Origin of the sequence: Hymenobacter sublimis, assembly GCF_023101345.1 — a bacterium.
Lineage (GTDB): Bacteria > Bacteroidota > Bacteroidia > Cytophagales > Hymenobacteraceae > Hymenobacter > Hymenobacter sublimis.
Genome location: NZ_CP095848.1, coordinates 3,991,875 through 4,008,026 on the forward strand (window position 1 = coordinate 3,991,875; position 16,152 = coordinate 4,008,026).

At 58.8% G+C, this 16,152-nt stretch carries 19 protein-coding genes; 11 read left to right on the top strand and 8 right to left on the bottom strand.

What is annotated here, in order from left to right:
• Positions 1 to 54 precede the first annotated feature (54 nt).
• A complete protein-coding gene (locus tag MWH26_RS16745) occupies positions 55 to 618 on the top strand; it encodes a Riean_0653 family protein (RefSeq protein ID WP_247977103.1) in 564 nt (187 codons plus the stop codon).
• Between the two features lie 90 nt (positions 619 to 708).
• Here the strand turns inward: MWH26_RS16745 and ftsY are convergent, their stop codons facing one another.
• The 6 genes from ftsY to MWH26_RS16775 all read right to left on the bottom strand — a co-directional run bounded on the left by ftsY (position 709) and on the right by MWH26_RS16775 (position 4,745).
• Entirely contained in the window at positions 709 to 1,686 is a 978-nt protein-coding gene (ftsY, locus tag MWH26_RS16750; protein WP_247975170.1) for a signal recognition particle-docking protein FtsY, read from the bottom strand.
• Between the two features lie 188 nt (positions 1,687 to 1,874).
• Positions 1,875 to 2,036, bottom strand: coding sequence for a DUF4295 domain-containing protein (locus MWH26_RS16755; RefSeq protein ID WP_244698047.1), 162 nt, complete (start codon positions 2,034 to 2,036; stop codon positions 1,875 to 1,877).
• An 8-nt stretch (positions 2,037 to 2,044) separates the two neighbouring features.
• The gene (gene rpmG / locus MWH26_RS16760) at positions 2,045 to 2,227 is read right to left on the bottom strand and encodes a 50S ribosomal protein L33 (protein WP_044510387.1); all 183 of its coding nucleotides are present in this window, start codon (positions 2,225 to 2,227) and stop codon (positions 2,045 to 2,047) included.
• Between the two features lie 114 nt (positions 2,228 to 2,341).
• Positions 2,342 to 3,985 carry an aminopeptidase P family protein gene (locus tag MWH26_RS16765; protein WP_247975171.1) on the bottom strand — a complete coding sequence of 548 codons (1,644 nt, stop codon included), beginning with the start codon at positions 3,983 to 3,985 and terminating at the stop codon, positions 2,342 to 2,344.
• A gap of 238 nt (positions 3,986 to 4,223) precedes the next feature.
• Positions 4,224 to 4,463: a 50S ribosomal protein L28 gene (gene rpmB, locus MWH26_RS16770; protein WP_110976335.1), complete on the bottom strand. Its 240-nt coding sequence runs from the start codon at positions 4,461 to 4,463 to the stop codon at positions 4,224 to 4,226.
• Between the two features lie 96 nt (positions 4,464 to 4,559).
• Positions 4,560 to 4,745, bottom strand: a complete 186-nt coding sequence (locus MWH26_RS16775; protein ID WP_247975172.1) for a C1orf53 family protein — start codon at positions 4,743 to 4,745, stop codon at positions 4,560 to 4,562.
• A 128-nt stretch (positions 4,746 to 4,873) separates the two neighbouring features.
• Here MWH26_RS16775 and MWH26_RS16780 point away from each other — a divergent pair, with 128 nt between their 5' ends.
• Positions 4,874 to 5,344: a hypothetical protein gene (locus tag MWH26_RS16780; RefSeq protein ID WP_247975173.1), complete on the top strand. Its 471-nt coding sequence runs from the start codon at positions 4,874 to 4,876 to the stop codon at positions 5,342 to 5,344.
• Between the two features lie 25 nt (positions 5,345 to 5,369).
• On the opposite strand, the gene MWH26_RS16785 is transcribed toward MWH26_RS16780, so the two are convergent.
• Positions 5,370 to 6,272 carry an LEA/WHy family protein gene (locus MWH26_RS16785; protein ID WP_247975174.1) on the bottom strand — a complete coding sequence of 301 codons (903 nt, stop codon included), beginning with the start codon at positions 6,270 to 6,272 and terminating at the stop codon, positions 5,370 to 5,372.
• Positions 6,273 to 6,485: 213 nt separating this feature from the next.
• Between MWH26_RS16785 and rocD the strand changes: the two genes are divergently transcribed.
• From rocD to MWH26_RS16820, 7 genes are all read left to right on the top strand, one after another.
• Positions 6,486 to 7,754, top strand: coding sequence for an ornithine--oxo-acid transaminase (gene rocD / locus MWH26_RS16790; protein WP_244698064.1), 1,269 nt, complete (start codon positions 6,486 to 6,488; stop codon positions 7,752 to 7,754).
• A 459-nt stretch (positions 7,755 to 8,213) separates the two neighbouring features.
• Positions 8,214 to 8,780: an HdeD family acid-resistance protein gene (locus MWH26_RS16795; RefSeq protein ID WP_247975175.1), complete on the top strand. Its 567-nt coding sequence runs from the start codon at positions 8,214 to 8,216 to the stop codon at positions 8,778 to 8,780.
• Positions 8,781 to 8,916: 136 nt separating this feature from the next.
• Positions 8,917 to 9,138 carry a hypothetical protein gene (locus tag MWH26_RS16800; protein WP_244698066.1) on the top strand — a complete coding sequence of 74 codons (222 nt, stop codon included), beginning with the start codon at positions 8,917 to 8,919 and terminating at the stop codon, positions 9,136 to 9,138.
• 163 nt (positions 9,139 to 9,301) lie between these two features.
• Positions 9,302 to 9,832, top strand: coding sequence for a hypothetical protein (locus tag MWH26_RS16805; protein WP_247975176.1), 531 nt, complete (start codon positions 9,302 to 9,304; stop codon positions 9,830 to 9,832).
• Between the two features lie 117 nt (positions 9,833 to 9,949).
• The gene (locus tag MWH26_RS16810; protein WP_247975177.1) at positions 9,950 to 10,351 is read left to right on the top strand and encodes a hypothetical protein; all 402 of its coding nucleotides are present in this window, start codon (positions 9,950 to 9,952) and stop codon (positions 10,349 to 10,351) included.
• Between the two features lie 80 nt (positions 10,352 to 10,431).
• Complete coding sequence (gene hemB, locus MWH26_RS16815; RefSeq protein ID WP_247975178.1) at positions 10,432 to 11,424, top strand: porphobilinogen synthase; 993 nt, start codon at positions 10,432 to 10,434, stop codon at positions 11,422 to 11,424.
• Positions 11,425 to 11,503: 79 nt separating this feature from the next.
• A complete protein-coding gene (locus tag MWH26_RS16820) occupies positions 11,504 to 12,013 on the top strand; it encodes a GNAT family N-acetyltransferase (protein WP_247975179.1) in 510 nt (169 codons plus the stop codon).
• A gap of 152 nt (positions 12,014 to 12,165) precedes the next feature.
• Here MWH26_RS16820 and MWH26_RS16825 read toward each other — a convergent pair whose 3' ends face one another.
• Entirely contained in the window at positions 12,166 to 13,587 is a 1,422-nt protein-coding gene (locus MWH26_RS16825) for an APC family permease (RefSeq protein ID WP_247975180.1), read from the bottom strand.
• 343 nt (positions 13,588 to 13,930) lie between these two features.
• Between MWH26_RS16825 and MWH26_RS16830 the strand changes: the two genes are divergently transcribed.
• Positions 13,931 to 14,884, top strand: a complete 954-nt coding sequence (locus MWH26_RS16830) for a cation diffusion facilitator family transporter (protein ID WP_247975181.1) — start codon at positions 13,931 to 13,933, stop codon at positions 14,882 to 14,884.
• A 67-nt stretch (positions 14,885 to 14,951) separates the two neighbouring features.
• Entirely contained in the window at positions 14,952 to 16,151 is a 1,200-nt protein-coding gene (locus MWH26_RS16835; protein ID WP_247975182.1) for a glycoside hydrolase family 1 protein, read from the top strand.
• Position 16,152 lies beyond the last annotated feature (1 nt).

Below are 16,152 nucleotides of genomic sequence, written 5' to 3' on the forward strand. Positions count from 1 at the left end.
GCCTTTTCCTACCCGTAAGGTTTCTTTCCTATCTTACTACCTCTATTTTGCTTGGTGCTTTATTTTATGTTTACCTCATTCCTTGGATCGTATCCGCGCCTGGGTTTGCTACCCCTGCTAGGTTCAGCTTTGCTGCTGGCGCAGTGCAAGAAGAAAGAAGTCGAGCCGCAGCTTCCACCCGAAACTACGACCGGGGCCATGACCTTCGGCTGCAAAGTAGATGGTCACGTCTTCACGCCGCGCAATGGACAAGGCCAAGAGGGCCTATACGTGCAATACGTCAATCTGGGCACCGGGCCACAGGGGGGCTGTTACTTGAATATTCCAGCAGCAGACTGGAAGGCAACCCCGATCAAGGCAGTGAGCATCACCACGGATAGTCTGTTGGTCGAGGAAGGTAAAACGTATGCGTTTAAAAACAGCAAAGGCACGGTACACGCCTTTTATGCCGAAGGAGGTAAACATCAGAAACTAGATTCCGACGAAGGAGAGCTTACGATTACCCGCTTTGATGCCACGCAACGAATCCTGTCGGGTCGATTTCATTTTGTTGGGACTAATCAAACGACTCGCAAGCAAGTTCGCGTCACGGAAGGGCGGTTTGATGTACGGTTTTAGTACGAGTGCTTAATCTATGCCGCGAAAACAAAAAGCCCGCCTGCGAAAGCACAGGCGGGCTTTTTGTTACAAGGGCACCCAGGGAATCTTCTACTTCTTGAACAGTGAGTTTACGAAGGTGTGGCGGTCGAAAAGCTGCAAATCAGTCATCTTCTCGCCTACCCCGATGTAGCGCACTGGTACCTGCAGCTGATCGGAAATACCGATGACCACGCCGCCTTTAGCCGTGCCGTCGAGCTTGGTAATGGCCAGGGCCGATACCTCGGTGGCTTTGGTAAACTCCTTGGCTTGCAGGAAGGCATTTTGGCCGGTACTACCATCGAGCACGAGCAGGACTTCGTGGGGCGCATCCGGAATCACCTTCTGCATCACCCGCTTGATCTTGCTGAGCTCGTTCATCAGGTTCACCTTGTTGTGCAGGCGACCGGCCGTGTCAATAATGACTACATCGGCTTGCATTTCCACGCCTTTCTTCACGGCGTCATAGGCCACGGAGGCGGGGTCAGTGTTCATGCCGTGCGAAATAACCGGCACGCCTACCCGCTGCCCCCAGATGATGAGCTGGTCCACGGCGGCAGCCCGGAAGGTATCGGCAGCGCCCAGCACTACCTTCTTGCCCGCCGAGTGGAAGCGGTGGGCCAGCTTGCCGATGGTGGTGGTTTTGCCCACGCCATTTACGCCTACCACCATAATCACGAAGGGCTGACCAGTGTTATCGGGCCGATCAAGGATGGCGCGGGAGCCCGTGGCGCTGCTGTTGCGGTCCAGCAAATCGGCAATTTCCTCGCGCAGGATGCGGTCCAGCTCGGAGGTGCTCACGTATTTGTCGCGGGCCACGCGCTTTTCGATGCGGTCAATCACCTTCACGGTGGTATCAATCCCGACATCGGCATGCACCAGCAGGGTTTCCAGGTCGTCGAGTACGGCCTCATCCACGGTGCTTTTACCCACCACGGCTTTGCTGAGCTGATCGAAGAAGCTGGTTTTAGTTTTCTGCAGCCCTTCATCGAGGGCCTGCTGCTGCTCCTTGCTTTCCTTGTCCTTCTTGAAAAAATCGAAAAGTCCCATGCGGTCAGGATGTAGGGCGAAGCTCCAGCTTCGCGCATCGTTGCTGAGGCTGAACGGCTTGCCGAGCTTTTAGAAACTCAGCGGCAGCGGTTCAGCGGCACAAAGCTGGAGCTTCGTGCTAGAACGCAAAAAAGTCCCACGGTGGCGGGACTTCTTCACTTCGGTCGGAATGCCACGGGGGCGCCGGATTACTTAACGCCAGTGGCGATGTATTCCTGCACTTTATCAACGGGCACCATTTCCTCTTTGAAGGTGTAAGCGCCGGTTTTCTCCGATTTCACAGCACGGATAACTTTCGCCCAGTCCTTGCCGCCGGCAGTTTTCAGGGTAGCTACTACTTTCTTAGCCATTGCTCAGATTACTTGATTTCCTTGTGAACGGTCATCTTCTTGAGCACGGAGTTGAACTTCTTCAGTTCAATGCGCTCAGGAGTGTTCTTACGATTCTTGGTGGTGATGTAGCGCGAGGTGCCCGGCTGCCCCGAGTTCTTATGCTCAGTGCATTCAAGGATTACCTGCACCCGGTTGCCTTTCTTAGCCATCTCGACGGGGTTTTTTTGGTATTAAGGACTGCAAAGGTACGACCCTTTTTGGAATTGCCAAACAGTCAGTGACATTCCCCGCAAAACTGTGCTCGGCCCTTATCCGACTGGCTCCTACTTGAGTGCAGGCAGCGTGAAATCATCCAAAGCGCTGGGCTTGGCCATTAAGCTTTCTACTTCTGCCACGGTACGCGGGGCTTCCCGCGAGAGATTTTCGTAGCCCATGGTCGTAATTAGTACGTCGTCCTCGATGCGCACACCGATGTTCCACCACTTCTTGTCACAGGGGCTGCCTTCGGGGATGTAAATACCTGGTTCCACAGTGATTACGCTACCTGCGCGCAACGGACCATAAGTACCGGAATCATGCACATCGAGGCCTAGGTAGTGGCTGGTGCCGTGTGGAAAGTACTTGCGGGCTTCCTCCGGCTTCTTGATAATACCTAACCGAAGTAGCCCTTCCGCTACTACCTGCTGGGCAGCCTTGTTGGGAGCTTGAAACTCATTGCCGGGCTTGCAGGCAGCAAATCCAGCTTCTTGAGCGGCCAGCACCAACTCGTAAATCTGGCGCTGGGCCGGGCTGAATTTGCCGGAGGGCGGAATAGTGCGCGTAACATCAGCAGTATAGCCGTGGTATTCGGCGCCGCAATCCATCAGCAGCAGGTCGTTTTTTACTTGGGGCTTGTCGTTTTCGGTGTAGTGCAGAATGCAGGCGTTGCCACCAGCCCCCACAATGCTGGGGTAGCCCTCGAACTCGGCCCCGTACTTTTTGTACACGTACTCGTGCACGCCTTGCAGCTCCATTTCGCCCATTTCAGGACGGGTTGCCTTCATTACCTCCTGCTGGCCCACGGCGCTAATGCGCACGGCCCGGCGCAGGAGGACAAGTTCCTCGGGGGTTTTTACTTCCCGCAACTGGGCCAGCGCCGCATCAAGCACTTGCGTGTCGAAGCGGCTGGCGGGGCGGTTAGCCACAGCTTTCTGGCGCTCGGCGTCGGTTTTGGCGTTCAGGTACCCTTGCACGTAGGCATCCTGGGCTAGAGCGGGCTGAGTTTGGGTTAGGTTCTGGAGGTAAGGGACCAGCCGCGCCGCACCCGTCAGGCCACGCTGCTGAATAAGCTGCTGAGCCTCCGCCACGACGGGGTTTACATCGGCAGGGAGGGCGGCCTGCTGCCGAAACGAGGCGAGAAGGTTGTATAGGTCGGCGGGGTCCCGGCTGTCGTCGCGCACGTCCGTGGCCAGGGGCGAGTACATGATGTGGGCGAAGCCAGCCCACCCAATGCCGGCGGTTGCAAACTCCTTGTTATCGGCTACAAACTGCACCTGTAGCTGCTGCTTGGCGCCCTCCGTGCCCAGCCGACGGCCAGTCCACTGTTCGGCTTGGGGGTCGCGGGGTTGCACGAACAGGGCTTCCGTAACGCCTGCTTGCCCTTTAACGGTCTGTGGCTCCTTGAACAGCACCAGTACCGCGTCCGGCTCAGTATAGCCAGTCAAGTAGTAAAAATCGGGACTCTGGTGGTAGGTGAAATCGACGTCGTTGGCGCGGTTGCGCACCGGGGCGGCAAATAGCACCGCTACTGAGCCGGCCGGCAAAGCTTGGCGCAGCAACTCCCGCCGCTGCTTGTGAAATGAGGGCGACAGAAAATCGGCCGGGCGGTCGGGGCCGGCGGCGCGCTGGGCCTGGGCCGAGGGAGCCGCTAGGAGCAGGCCCGCGAGCAGGAGAAGATGAGCGGGCTTGGGCAGCAGCGAGATAGGCATAGCGAGGAGTTGGGTCCCTGGAGTTACCCACGAGAGGCAGGGTGCGGACCAGATATACTGCAACTTCCGAAAAAAGCAGCACCTATGCCAGCCCGGAATACGGCACCTGCTACCTATTGCTATACAACAGCGCGAAGCTTCCGCTACCCGCAGAACCGAGAACTTCCAAACAAGGAAATACTCTGAATCTGCGCGTGGCGGAAGCTTCGCGCTAAAAGGCTACTGGTTTCCGAAGAAACTAGTACACGATGAAGCCTTGCTCCTTGGCCTTCTTCAGGACCGACATGATGCCGTTCTTGTTGATGGTACGGATGGTGCTGGCGGCAACTTTGAGCGTAACCCAGGCGTCTTGCTCCGGGATGTAGAAACGCTTCTTCTGCAGGTTCGGGTAGAACTTGCGCTTGGTCTTGTTGTTGGCGTGCGAAACGTTGTTGCCTACGCGGGTACGCTTGCCGGTCAGATCACAAACTCGGGCCATGATATCAGGAGCTTAGAGGTTTCAATGCTAGAAAAAGGGACGCAAATATCCGAAGTATTTTGACAGAAGCAAACCCACGGGCTGAAAAATAGCAGGTTAGCCCGTTTTCCGGCCCGGACGGGGCTTCTTTTTGTCGCGCCCGAACTGCCAAGGGCAGTGCCGGCAGCCGTTGCCGCAGCAGGTACCCCGCCGCAAATGGTACTGTTCCGTGAAAACCATATAGCCTTCCGGGGTCAGGTAATAGTCGCCGGGCTGGAGGGGTTGGGGAGCGGAACGGGCCACGAAATTACAGGAAGTGAAGCCGCAAGATACGCAGGCTCAGCCAGTGCGGCCGTTGAAAACATGTTCTTACCCTTGGGAGTATATAGTCTACTCCGCGCTTGGGCTTATGGCGCCGGCTGTCCTGCATCATGCGCCCTCTGCTACCCTTGTTTTTGGCTGTGCTGCTGACCGGCGCAGCGCAGGCCCAACACTCTGAATCGGCTGGTGTTGCGCTGCTGGTTGAGCAACTAGCTCAGGCGCCGGAAACCTTGCCGGAACTACCCTTGAAAGAAGCCCGTCGCACCTTGCCCCAAGCGCGGCAGCGCTACCAGCGCGGCCTACCGGCCAGCACTAACTTCTACCTCACGGCCCGAGTACTAAATGAAACGGCTACCCCCGAAGCCGTGGTAATACTTGTTGAGCGGTGGCAGGGTAGCCGCATCAGCGGCCGTATTCTGCGGCTAGACCCCAACGGCCGCGCTACCCCCGGCCCCGCTGCCGAGTTCGAGGAAGCTGCCGTGCTAGACTGGGTGCTGGTGCAGCCCAACGGCGCGGAGGAAGGCAACTACCTCGGCAAATTCTTGGACCTGGAAGACCGACTGGCAACTCTGCACGACTAGGTAGTTTGCCGCGCCGGCCGTCGGTTTACTCGCCTTTCTTCGGAATGTTCTTCAAATCCTGCAACGTGCCGCTGCTATTGAAGCGCATGGTCATGTCCTTGGGGTTGTGCTGGCCGGCGGCAATTACGGCCGCGCCGGTGAGCTTGTAGTTGGTTTTCTTCGCTTTGAAAAGGGTTTTGAAGGCAACTTTGGGTAACCCCTTGGGTTCAAACTTCACGTGAATGGGCATAAGCTCCGTGCCGCGCTTACGAAACGAGACATCCTTTTCCTCCACGCCCTGCACCTGCATGTCGTCACTGATGCGGAAATCATAGCTCACGCGCCGAACCGTGACGGGAAACGGGTTGTAATTGGTCACCTTCAGCGTGACAACGGCTTCACCGTTCTTCAGCCCCAAGTCTTTTACGTCTACGTCGGCTACTTCCACCTTCGGAAGTTTGGGCAGGTACACCCGTTTGGTGATGTTCACCGGAATCTTCTGGGGGCCGGCCACGGGTAAGCGGGTGTACAGGTTCATGGTCATTTGCACGTCTACGCAGTCCTGTTGGCTGTTTTTGAGCGTGTTCTTGACGTTGCTTAAATCCACGGACATGGGAAGCTGCAGGTGGCTGACGGCGTTGCCCTGCATGACGGTAGGCTTGTCCTTGGTACCCTCAGCCAGCAGTTTGCCATCTACGCGGGTCTGGTAGCTTAGGCTATCAATTTGCAGGGTTACGGGCATGTGGTTGCGCAAATCCGTCTTTACCTGAGCCTGCAAACGGTCGGCGGTAATATTATTAACGGAGAGGGAAGTATTTTCCAGGGTCGGCAACAGTTCCTTGCCCTTATCGGTTGAAAAGTAGGCCCAGCCGCCGCCCAGCAATAGAACCACAAGCAGAGCCAGTATAAAAGTCCAGACGGGGTGACGGCGTACGAAAGTAGCGGCCATAGTTTCGGAAGCTGCGTTGGAGAGTGAACTAGAATGCTACCGGATAGTATATACGGTTGAGCTTCAAGAATTTACAAGGCAGCACTTTTCTCTTACTCCTGAAAGCAGGGAAATGGTTATGGCCGAGCTTGCCTTGGCAGCTCCGTATCGGGCCCGCCTTTTTCCGTAGTTTTGAACTAGTTAAGTCCGCTGTTAACCCAAACCACCCTTGTTATGCAGTCCGCCCCCACCCACCCCACTGCCGACGTACTCACCTCGCCCAGCCGCAGCCAGGAGCTTATGGCGCTGGAGGACCAGTATGGGGCTCACAATTACCATCCGCTGCCCGTGGTGTTGGCCCGGGGCGAGGGCGTGCACCTCTGGGACGTGGAAGGCAAGCATTATTACGACTTCTTGTCGGCGTACTCGGCCGTAAATCAGGGCCACTGTCACCCGCGCATCATTGGCGCCCTCACGGAACAGGCTCAGAAGCTGACGCTTACTTCCCGCGCCTTCTTCAACGACCAATTGGGCCCGGCCGAAAAGCAGCTTTGTGAACTGTTTAACTACGATAAAGCCCTGCTGATGAACTCCGGGGCCGAGGCCGTAGAAACTGCCCTGAAGCTGGCCCGCAAGTGGGGCTACCAGGAAAAAGGTATTGCCCCGAATCAGGCCCGCATTCTGGTGGCCGAGCACAACTTCCACGGCCGCACCACGGGTATCATCTCCTTTAGCACCGATCCGGACTCCACTGGTGGCTTCGGCCCCTACACGCCCGGCTACCAGGTAGTACCCTACGATGATTTGGCGGCCCTGGAAGAAGCCGTGAAAGACCCGCACGTGTGCGGCTTCCTAGTGGAGCCCATTCAGGGTGAGGCCGGCGTCATGGTACCTTCGGAGGGCTACTTGGCTCAGGCCGCCGCTATTTGCAAGGCTCACAAGGTGCTGTTTATTGCCGATGAAATTCAAACGGGCCTGGGCCGCACCGGTGAGCTGCTGGCCGTGTGTTACGAGGGTGTGCACGCCGACATTCTAATTCTGGGCAAGGCCTTGAGTGGGGGCGTGATGCCGGTGTCGGCGGTGCTGGCTCGCAACGAAATCATGCTCACTATTCAGCCCGGGCAGCACGGCTCTACGTTTGGGGGTAATCCGCTGGCCTGCGTGGTACTGCGGGCCGCCCTGGACGTGCTGCTGGAGGAAAAGCTCACCGAAAACGCCCGCGTACTGGGTGAAGTATTCCGGGAGCGGATGCGCCGGGTGCAGCAGCAGCGCCCCGAGGTAGTAGAGCTAGTACGTGGCAAGGGACTACTCAACGCCGTGGTTATCAAGCCCCGCCCCGACGGCCGCACGGCCTGGGACGTGTGCGTGACCTTGATGGAGCGCGGCGTGCTCGCCAAGCCTACCCACGGCGACATCATTCGGTTTGCCCCACCCCTGGTTATTACCGAGGAACAGCTCCACGAAGCCTGCGACATTATTGAGCAGGTAATCCGGGAGTTCTAAGCTCTATGAAGAGTAAAAACTTTGGATTAACACAGGTCGTCAGGCTGAGCACAGTAAAACATTTCGCATGCTACTGTCAGCCCGCGAGATGCTTCGTCTCTGCATGATGCGCAGAATAATCAGCCTGACGTTCTTTTTTAGCTCAAACACCCTTACTGTCCACGCCGGTTAGGTTGCCATACTTGAACCCGGTACGCTGGCTTATCCTTTTCCTAATCGGAAGGCTGGTTTGCCATTTTGCTGCAGTATCCTTTTACAAGCGGGGTCCCTGAGTAGGGGCCCCGCTTTGGCGTAGTATGGGGCTTGCTTGCCGTACGTATTACCCGGTTGCTCCGCACAAAAACGGAGCAGCCTTACCGGGAAATACTGAATTTGGGTGCGTTGGTCGGCACGGCCGCAACACGGAGTTGGCCGCGGGAGTATGCTGGAGCAATCTTCCAAACTTTACGACTAGCAGCTATGCTACAATCAGTTATGTATTCAAACTGGTGGGTAATGGCCCTGCGCGGACTGTCGGCCGTGCTATTCGGCTTGCTTACTTTCCTGATGCCCGGCCTGACCTTACTGGTGCTGATAACCTTGTTCGGGGCATACTGCCTGGTGAATGGGGTGCTCACCCTAATCACGGCCTTCCGCGGGGGGCGCAACCAACCGCGCTGGTGGGCCCTGGTTCTAGAAGGGGCCGTCAGTTTGGTTGCTGGGGCCGTGACTTTAGCCTGGCCCGATCTTACCTCCCTGGTGCTTCTGTACGTGGTAGCCATCTGGGCCCTGGTAACCGGGCTGCTCCAGATCGGCTCGGCCATTCGGCTGCGCAAGCACATAACCGGGGAGTGGGTGCTGATGGCCGGGGGCTTGCTTTCGGTACTGTTCGGATTGATACTGATGACGAGGCCCATTGCGGGCGCCCTGGTTATTGCCTGGTGGGTGGGGGCTTACGCATTTGCCTTCGGGATTCTATTAGCGATACTGGCCTTCCGGCTGCGGCGGCAGGCCAGCCACCAAGGAGCAGCAGCTTCAGCCAGCTAAGTGGCGGGCCAGCGGCCACGCCCACCGACGAAACCGCGCTTCTGGCGGGGCATGGCCGCAGATTAGCCGAGGATGCCAGCAGGGGGCTAGACGAGGTAGTAATTTTGACTCATTACTACTTCAACATCTACTCGTTATGCGTACTCGTCGGTTGCTTCTGTTGTGTGGTTTGGTGTCAATGCTAGCAAGCAGCTGCCAGACGAGTCGCTCGGCTTTTCAGGCCCGGCATTTGGGTCCGGTAATGTCGTTTTCCGCTGACACGGCTACCACGGTACTGCTGCTACACGACTCCCAGGGCCCGCAGGCCACTCGGGTGCAGGTAACGGCCGCCGAAGCCGCTGCCTTCCGCCAGCAGTAAGCCGGGAGCGGGTTTCCCGCTGACGTTTCACCCTGATTTTCACACACCACGCCGCCGTGGTCCAGTCCAAAGTGGGCGGGGCCGCGGCGGTGGTGTTTTCGGCCAGCTGGCTTCCGGGAGCCCGAAAATGCGGCCCGGCGCGGCGTTTGTTTTACCTTGGGCCATGCATGTATTCCGATGGTGCCGCGGCTGGGCGGCAATTGCGCTGCTGGCCACTAGCTGCCGCAGCGAACAGGTAGCCTTTCAATTCCGACCTACTCCTCCCAGCGTTGCTCCGGCCCCCATTTCTGTCCCCTCTCCCACTACTCCCTCTCCGGCACCGGCACCGGCCCCTGCCCCGCTGGAACCCACCCCTACGGCCTCCGTTGCTACCCCGGCCCGCCCGAAAACGCAGCAACTGGCTCACCTGCCACAGCCACCTCAACAGCTTCACCGTCAACTACTTCGTCGCCATCAATCCCAGGAAACTACGGCCCGGCCCCAGGCACAGCTTCCGGACAGGCGCGACACGTGGCATCTGCTGCTGGGTGGGTTGCTGATAGCGGCTGGGGTAGTAACGGGGCTGCTGCTGGGCGGCTGGCTGGGGCTAGGTGTAGGGGCGCTGATTGTTGTTCTGGGCTACTACTTTCTGGTGCTGGGCCTAGGTGGCAAACACGCGTGGCTGGAGATTTTTCAGGAGTTTTTCAACATGTAACCACCACATACTGCACAAATTATGGCGTACGGTAAGGGCATCCTGCTATTCCTTGCTGGTGCTTTGGTCACGGGTTGCCGAAGCGAAAGGACTGGGTTTCAGTTCAGGCCAGCTCCCGTGGTAGCAAAACCGGAGGTTCCGGTTGGCACAGCCTCGCCACCCGCCGCGAAGGTGGCCCGCCTGAGCCTACCGGTAGGGCCTGACTGGCGGTCCTCAGCCCGGAGCCGAAACAAACAACCACGCCCGGCAGCCAAGCGGCGGCCAGCTTCCGCAGCCACCAGCCATACCCGCACGGATGCTGCTCAGCACCGCCAGCAGCCGAAACCGTCGTTTCACTACCGGAGCCCGCGCGAACTGCACTTTGGGCCAAACGCCGGCACCTTTTTACTGCTAGTGGTTGGAGGAGTTATAGGCCTGATTGTGGGTGCCTTTATCGGTTCTACTGCTGGCATTATGGTAGCCGTGGCAGGCCTGGCAGCCGTAGTGCTGGGCTTCCTAGGTTTTGTGAACCAGTGGTAGCCTGATCTGCCAATTCCGCAACCTTACCTTTGCCGCGGTTGTTCTACCCCGTCTACCTCACTGATAACTGAAAGCTACCCATGCCTATTTTGCCTACGCACCGCCCGCGCCGCAACCGTAAGTCCCAGGTTATTCGCGACATGGTGCAGGAAACCCGCCTTACAACCCACGATTTTATTTACCCCATTTTCATCACCGAGGGACAGAACCAGCAGGTGGCCATCAAGTCGATGCCGGGTATTCATCGGTTTTCGGTTGATCGGGTTATCGATGAAATTGGTCAGTGCGTGGAGCTAGGTATCAAGAGCTTCGCGCCGTTTCCGCAGGTGAACGAGGTGCTAAAGGACCGGCTGGCCCGCGAGTCGGCCAACATGGAAGGTCTTTACCTCAAAACCGTAGCCGAGATTAAGCGGCAGTTTCCAGAGGTAGTGCTGATGACCGACGTAGCCATGGACCCCTATTCCAGCGACGGCCACGACGGCATCGTGGACCCCGACTCGGGCGAGATTCTCAACGACGCTTCCCTAGAGGTGCTGGGTCAGATGGCCCTAGCTCAGGCCCGGGCCGGTGCCGACATTATTGGCCCCTCCGACATGATGGACGGCCGCGTGGCCTGGATTCGGGAGGTGCTGGACAGCAACGCGTTTTCGCACGTGAGCATCATGAGCTACACGGCCAAGTACGCCTCGGCTTTTTACGGCCCTTTCCGCGACGCCCTGGATTCGGCCCCCAAGAAAGGCGACAAGAAAACCTACCAGATGAACTACGCCAACCGCCGGGAAGCCCTGGTTGAGCTGGCACTTGATGAGCAGGAAGGCGCTGATATGGTGATGATTAAGCCCGCCCTAAGCTACCTCGATGTCATTCGGGAGGTGCGCAACAACACCCAGCTGCCCGTCACGGCTTACAATGTATCGGGGGAGTACGCTATGGTGAAAGCAGCCGCTCAGCAGGGCTGGCTTGATGGGGAGAAAACCATGATGGAAGTGCTGACCAGCATCAAGCGGGCCGGGGCCGACGCCATTCTGACGTACTTCGCCAAAGAAGCCGCCGAGGTACTGCGCCGGGGTTAGCACTCTAATGCTTAGAAAAGCGGAATGGGCTCGGCTTGTTCCGCTTTTTTTATGTCTTCACTCAACATTCACGTTCCTTATGCCAACGCTTCGGCTTGCTACCTCTTCCGATGTCCCTGCTATTCTGGCTCTTATCCGGCGAGTAGTGCCGCTGATGCAGGCCGGCGGTAACCAGCAATGGAGCGCCGATTACCCGAATGAGCAGGTGTTTCAGCAGGACATTGCTCGGGGCCACTTGTGGGTAGCTGAGTTACACGGCGCAGTAGCGGCCGTTGCGGCCCTCACCCACAACGACCAAGATGCCGAATACGCCCAAGCCGACTGGGATTTTGCGGAGCCGGCCCTGGTAACTCACCGCCTAGCTGTCGACCCCGCCGCTCAGGGCCACGGGCTGGCCGTAGCGTTGCTGGAGCAGGCCGAACGGCTGGCCCTTGCCTACGGTCTGCGCGTGCTGCGCGTAGATACCAACTCCGAAAATCAGGCCACGCAACGGCTGTTTCCGCGGCTGGGCTACCGCTACGCCGGCGAAATCACGCTGGCTTTCCGGCCGGGGCTACGGTTCTTCTGCTACGAGAAATGGGTGGGGTAAGCTAGCGTACATTGCCCGGAGTTTGGCCCTTATTTGGTTTTCAGTACCATCCTCCGGGCACTATTCTGCGGGGATAAGCAAGCCACCCTACTTGCATGTTCCGCCTATGAGCCGGGCCGACGTGGTAGTGGTTGGGGTACACTCGGGAAAACTCACTTCTTAAACGGCCAGCGCCTGAGCTGACGGCTCCAGAGTAGGAACACGCCTACCCCTACCGCCATCATCAGCAAGGCCCCCACCTGGAAAGGCAAAAACAGCGTGACCGTTTGGGACAGGGTGAGCCTGATTCCGTCTTGAATGCTCAGGAATACCCACAGCCACACGGCTACGGCCACAAGTACGGGCAGCGGATACAAGGGCATTCGGAAGGGTAGCCCCTGGGTGCCGCGCCGCCGACGCAGTAGTACCAGCCCTACGGCCTGCCCCACAAACTGCACCAGAATCCGCATGGCCAGGATGGCACTGATGACTTCGCCCAGCTTAAAAAGCAGGCTGAACACAAACCCTACCCCACCCAGCAGCAGCAAGGAAACGTGGGGGAAATGCTTGGTAGGATGAGTGCGGGCGAAAATGGGCAGAAACTCGCCGTCGGCGGCCGCGGCGTAGGGAATGCGCGAGTAGCCCAGCAGCACGGCGAACAAGGAAGCAAATGCCACCCACAGCACCAGGGCCGTAGCCGCTTTGGCCGCCGTAGCGCCGTAAATCCGCTCCACAAACGTGCTGACAATGAACTCCGAACGGCTGGCTTCGGCCCACGGAATTACGGAGCCCACGCTCCAGTTCAGGAGCAGGTAGAGGGCCATAATTCCGAGAATGCTCAAGAAAATGCTGCGCGGAATGATTTTGTGGGGCTCCCGGACCTCGCCGCCCAAGTGGCAGACGTTGTAGTAGCCTAGGTAGCTGTAAATGGTTTTGACCGTGGCCTGGCCCATGGCGGCGGAAAGCAGGACTCCGGGCAGCGCCCCCAGCCCACCGGCCGGCAGCCAGGCTACTGGGTGGGTAGCGTGCGTCACCCCGCCCAGAATCAGCCAGCCCATGAGTCCGAGCACGCCCAGCCACAACAGCACCCCTAACCGCCCGATATCCTCAATCTTGCGGTAGAGCAGAGCCAGCAGCAGCAAAACCACCCCGCCCGATACCAGCTTGGGCTGCCACCACTCGGTGAGGGGCACGAGGTAGCCGAAGTACTGGGCAAAGCCGATGGCTCCGGAGGCCACTACCAGCGGCGCCTGCACCAAAGTCTGCCACACGTAGAGAAACGACATAAGCCGGCCCCACTTCTGCTCCCCGTAGGCCAGCTTCAGGAAGCGGTAGGAGCCGCCGGCTTCGGGGTAGGCCGCCCCCAGCTCACTCCAGATTAGCCCATCCACCAGGCTCAGAGCCGCGCCTACCAGCCAGGCCAGCAGAAAGTTAGGTCCCATGAATCCCATGACCAGCGGCAGCGTCACGAAGGGCCCAATACCCACCATATCAATCATGTTCAGGGCCGTAGCCTGCACCAGCCCCAACCGCCGGTGCAGGGTAGGCGGGGCCGGGGCCGAAGCTGGTGCGGGGGTAGAGGGAGGCTGATCCATAGGAAACGAGTTGAAGCTGTACAATCCGCAGAAGCCCCGATTGTTCATGCACCTACGAACCGGACCCAGCCGCAGCCAGCCGGCGGGCTCATCCAACCTGGGTTTGCCGGGTTTCGTACCACTGGCTCAGTCACCACGCTTCACATGCACTGTACCGCCACTTAGAGGCCCCGTTGTAGTAGCCTGAACAGTAGGGGGCCGGCGGCTGGTGGCTGGCCGTAGTGGCCAAGAATTTAGCCGCATCTTCGTGCTGGCCGCCGGCGCTACGACCACCCACTACGGCCACTATACGGGGGCTTCCCTTTTTGCTCGTTGTTTTTATCCTGTGCCCTAGCTCTACCACATGGCATCCCAGTCCTCGTCTAAAATTGCCATTTACGGTGCCATTGGGGCTAATGTCGCCATTGCCATCAGCAAGTTTGTAGCGGCCTTCTTTACTGGTAGCTCGGCCATGCTTTCGGAAGGTATTCACTCCCTTGTAGACAGTGGCAACGGGCTGCTAATTTTGTTTGGGGTGCACCAGGCCCAGAAGCCCGCCAATGCTCGCCACCCTTTCGGCCGCAGCAAAGAGCTGTATTTCTGGTCGCTGATTGTGGCCATTCTGGTGTTTTCCGTGGGCGGGGGCATGTCATTCTACGAGGGCATTGCGCACATCAAGCACCCGGCCCCCATCACCGATGCCACCTGGAACTACTGGGTACTAGGCCTTTCACTGGCTTTTGAAGGCATTTCCTTCTTTCTGGCTTTCCGCGAGTTCAACAAAAGCCGCGGCGAGGCGGGCTTCTGGGCTACCCTGGGGCGCAGCAAGGATCCGTCGGTATTTGCCATTCTGATGGAGGACTCCGCAGCCCTGCTAGGATTGGTTATTGCCCTGGCTGGGGTGTACTTCGGACACATGTTCCAGAATCCTTACTTTGATGGGGCCGCTTCCATCTGCATCGGGGTGCTGCTGGTTTCCGTGGCCGTGTTCCTCATCTACAAAACCAAGGGCCTGCTTGTGGGCGAAGGGGTAGAAGAGGAAACCCTGGATGCCTTGGAAGCACTGGTGCGGCAGCAGGCCGGGGTTGAGCAAACTCGCCGGCCCCTGACCATGTACCTCGGCCCCCAAGACGTGATACTGGCCCTAGACGTTGATTTCCACGACCATTTGTCGGCCGTTGAGGTTGAAAAAACCGTAGACGAGCTTCAAGATAAAATCCGGGCCACGTATCCGGAGTTCAAGCGCATCTTTATTGAGGCCCACGGTTTGGCCGGCCAGCAGCGTACCCCGCTGCCACCCGGTCCTACCTCGGCCTAACTCTAAGGGTTGCTCTCGTCTTGGCGGCTGGCGCTGCCAGGACTTCGTTCTCTCCTTTCCTGCTGCTATGCCACACGACTTCCTCGCTACCTCCCCCTTTCAATCTTTCTGGATGGCCGGTTTTGAATGCACCGACCAGCAGAACGCCTTCGGCAACCGCGTCGATTTTCTCACGCTCACCGGCCACCTCCAACTCCTCGACGACGACTACCAGGCCGTGCGCTCCTTTAATCTGGGCACCGTGCGCGAAGGCATCCGCTGGAGCCAGGTAGAGCGCACTCCCTACCAGTATGACTGGAGCACGGTGCAAGTGCTGCTGGACGCGGGCCAGCGCAACGGCATCCAGCAGGTCTGGGACTTGTGCCACTTCGGCTACCCCGACGACCTGACCCCGCTGCACCCCATGTTTGCCCGCCGCTTTGCGCACCTGTGCCGGGCCTTTGTGGAGTTTTACCGCAGCCAGCGCCCCCACGATGTTCTTATCGTGACGCCCATCAACGAAGTAAGCTTCATGAGTTGGCTGGGCGGTGATGTGCGGGGCACCTCACCTTATTGCGTGGGCCAAGGCTGGGAAGTGAAGCGCGGGCTGATGCGGGCCTACATTGAAGGTGTAGCCGCCCTGCGCGAGGCCGACCCCGGCATTCGGATTCTGACCACGGAACCTCTGATCAACATTGTGCCCCGCCACGGTGCTGGCCCTGCCGAAACGCGTCGCGCCCGGGAGTTTCACCTGAATCAATTTCAGAGCGTGGATATGCTGGCCGGGCGCCTGTGCCCGGAGCTAGGCGGCCGCCCAGAGTACCTGGACCTGCTCGGGTTTAATTTCTACTACGACAACCAGTGGCAGCTGGAGCCCCACCAAACCCTACCCTGGGCCAACGATTTTAACGACTCGCGCTTCCGGCCCCTGAGTCATTTGCTGCGGCAAGCCTACCGCCGCTATGGCCGCCCGGTAGTACTCACCGAAACCAGCCACCCCGGCCAGGACCGCCCATTGTGGCTGAACATGATTGCCCGCGAGGCAGCCCACGCCCTTAAATCCGGAGTTCCCCTGCTGGGCGTTTGCCTCTACCCCATCATCGACCGGCCCGACTGGGACCACCTGACCCCCTGGCACCGAGCCGGCCTCTGGGATGCCGACCTGACCCAGCCTGCTCCCGGCCTGACCCGCCTGCTGCACGAGCCCTCCGCCGATGCTCTCACCCAGGCGCAGCACACCGTGGCCAAGGCGCTGCGGCAGCCCGTTGAGCAACTTTCCTTCTCCTGAA

What these genes read in the sequence shown, in the direction of transcription:
- MWH26_RS16825 (WP_247975180.1), bottom strand. Translation starts at nt 13,587, where the DNA reads ATGGATCAGCCTCCCTCTACCCCCGCACCAGCTTCGGCCCCGGCCCCG.
- hemB (WP_247975178.1), top strand. Translation starts at nt 10,432, where the DNA reads ATGCCTATTTTGCCTACGCACCGCCCGCGCCGCAACCGTAAGTCCCAG.
- MWH26_RS16785 (WP_247975174.1), bottom strand. Translation starts at nt 6,272, where the DNA reads ATGGCCGCTACTTTCGTACGCCGTCACCCCGTCTGGACTTTTATACTG.
- MWH26_RS16780 (WP_247975173.1), top strand. Translation starts at nt 4,874, where the DNA reads ATGCGCCCTCTGCTACCCTTGTTTTTGGCTGTGCTGCTGACCGGCGCA.
- MWH26_RS16765 (WP_247975171.1), bottom strand. Translation starts at nt 3,985, where the DNA reads ATGCCTATCTCGCTGCTGCCCAAGCCCGCTCATCTTCTCCTGCTCGCG.
- MWH26_RS16800 (WP_244698066.1), top strand. Translation starts at nt 8,917, where the DNA reads ATGCGTACTCGTCGGTTGCTTCTGTTGTGTGGTTTGGTGTCAATGCTA.
- MWH26_RS16835 (WP_247975182.1), top strand. Translation starts at nt 14,952, where the DNA reads ATGCCACACGACTTCCTCGCTACCTCCCCCTTTCAATCTTTCTGGATG.
- MWH26_RS16805 (WP_247975176.1), top strand. Translation starts at nt 9,302, where the DNA reads ATGCATGTATTCCGATGGTGCCGCGGCTGGGCGGCAATTGCGCTGCTG.
- MWH26_RS16820 (WP_247975179.1), top strand. Translation starts at nt 11,504, where the DNA reads ATGCCAACGCTTCGGCTTGCTACCTCTTCCGATGTCCCTGCTATTCTG.
- MWH26_RS16755 (WP_244698047.1), bottom strand. Translation starts at nt 2,036, where the DNA reads ATGGCTAAGAAAGTAGTAGCTACCCTGAAAACTGCCGGCGGCAAGGAC.
- rocD (WP_244698064.1), top strand. Translation starts at nt 6,486, where the DNA reads ATGCAGTCCGCCCCCACCCACCCCACTGCCGACGTACTCACCTCGCCC.
- MWH26_RS16795 (WP_247975175.1), top strand. Translation starts at nt 8,214, where the DNA reads ATGCTACAATCAGTTATGTATTCAAACTGGTGGGTAATGGCCCTGCGC.
- rpmG (WP_044510387.1), bottom strand. Translation starts at nt 2,227, where the DNA reads ATGGCTAAGAAAGGCAACCGGGTGCAGGTAATCCTTGAATGCACTGAG.
- MWH26_RS16830 (WP_247975181.1), top strand. Translation starts at nt 13,931, where the DNA reads ATGGCATCCCAGTCCTCGTCTAAAATTGCCATTTACGGTGCCATTGGG.
- rpmB (WP_110976335.1), bottom strand. Translation starts at nt 4,463, where the DNA reads ATGGCCCGAGTTTGTGATCTGACCGGCAAGCGTACCCGCGTAGGCAAC.
- ftsY (WP_247975170.1), bottom strand. Translation starts at nt 1,686, where the DNA reads ATGGGACTTTTCGATTTTTTCAAGAAGGACAAGGAAAGCAAGGAGCAG.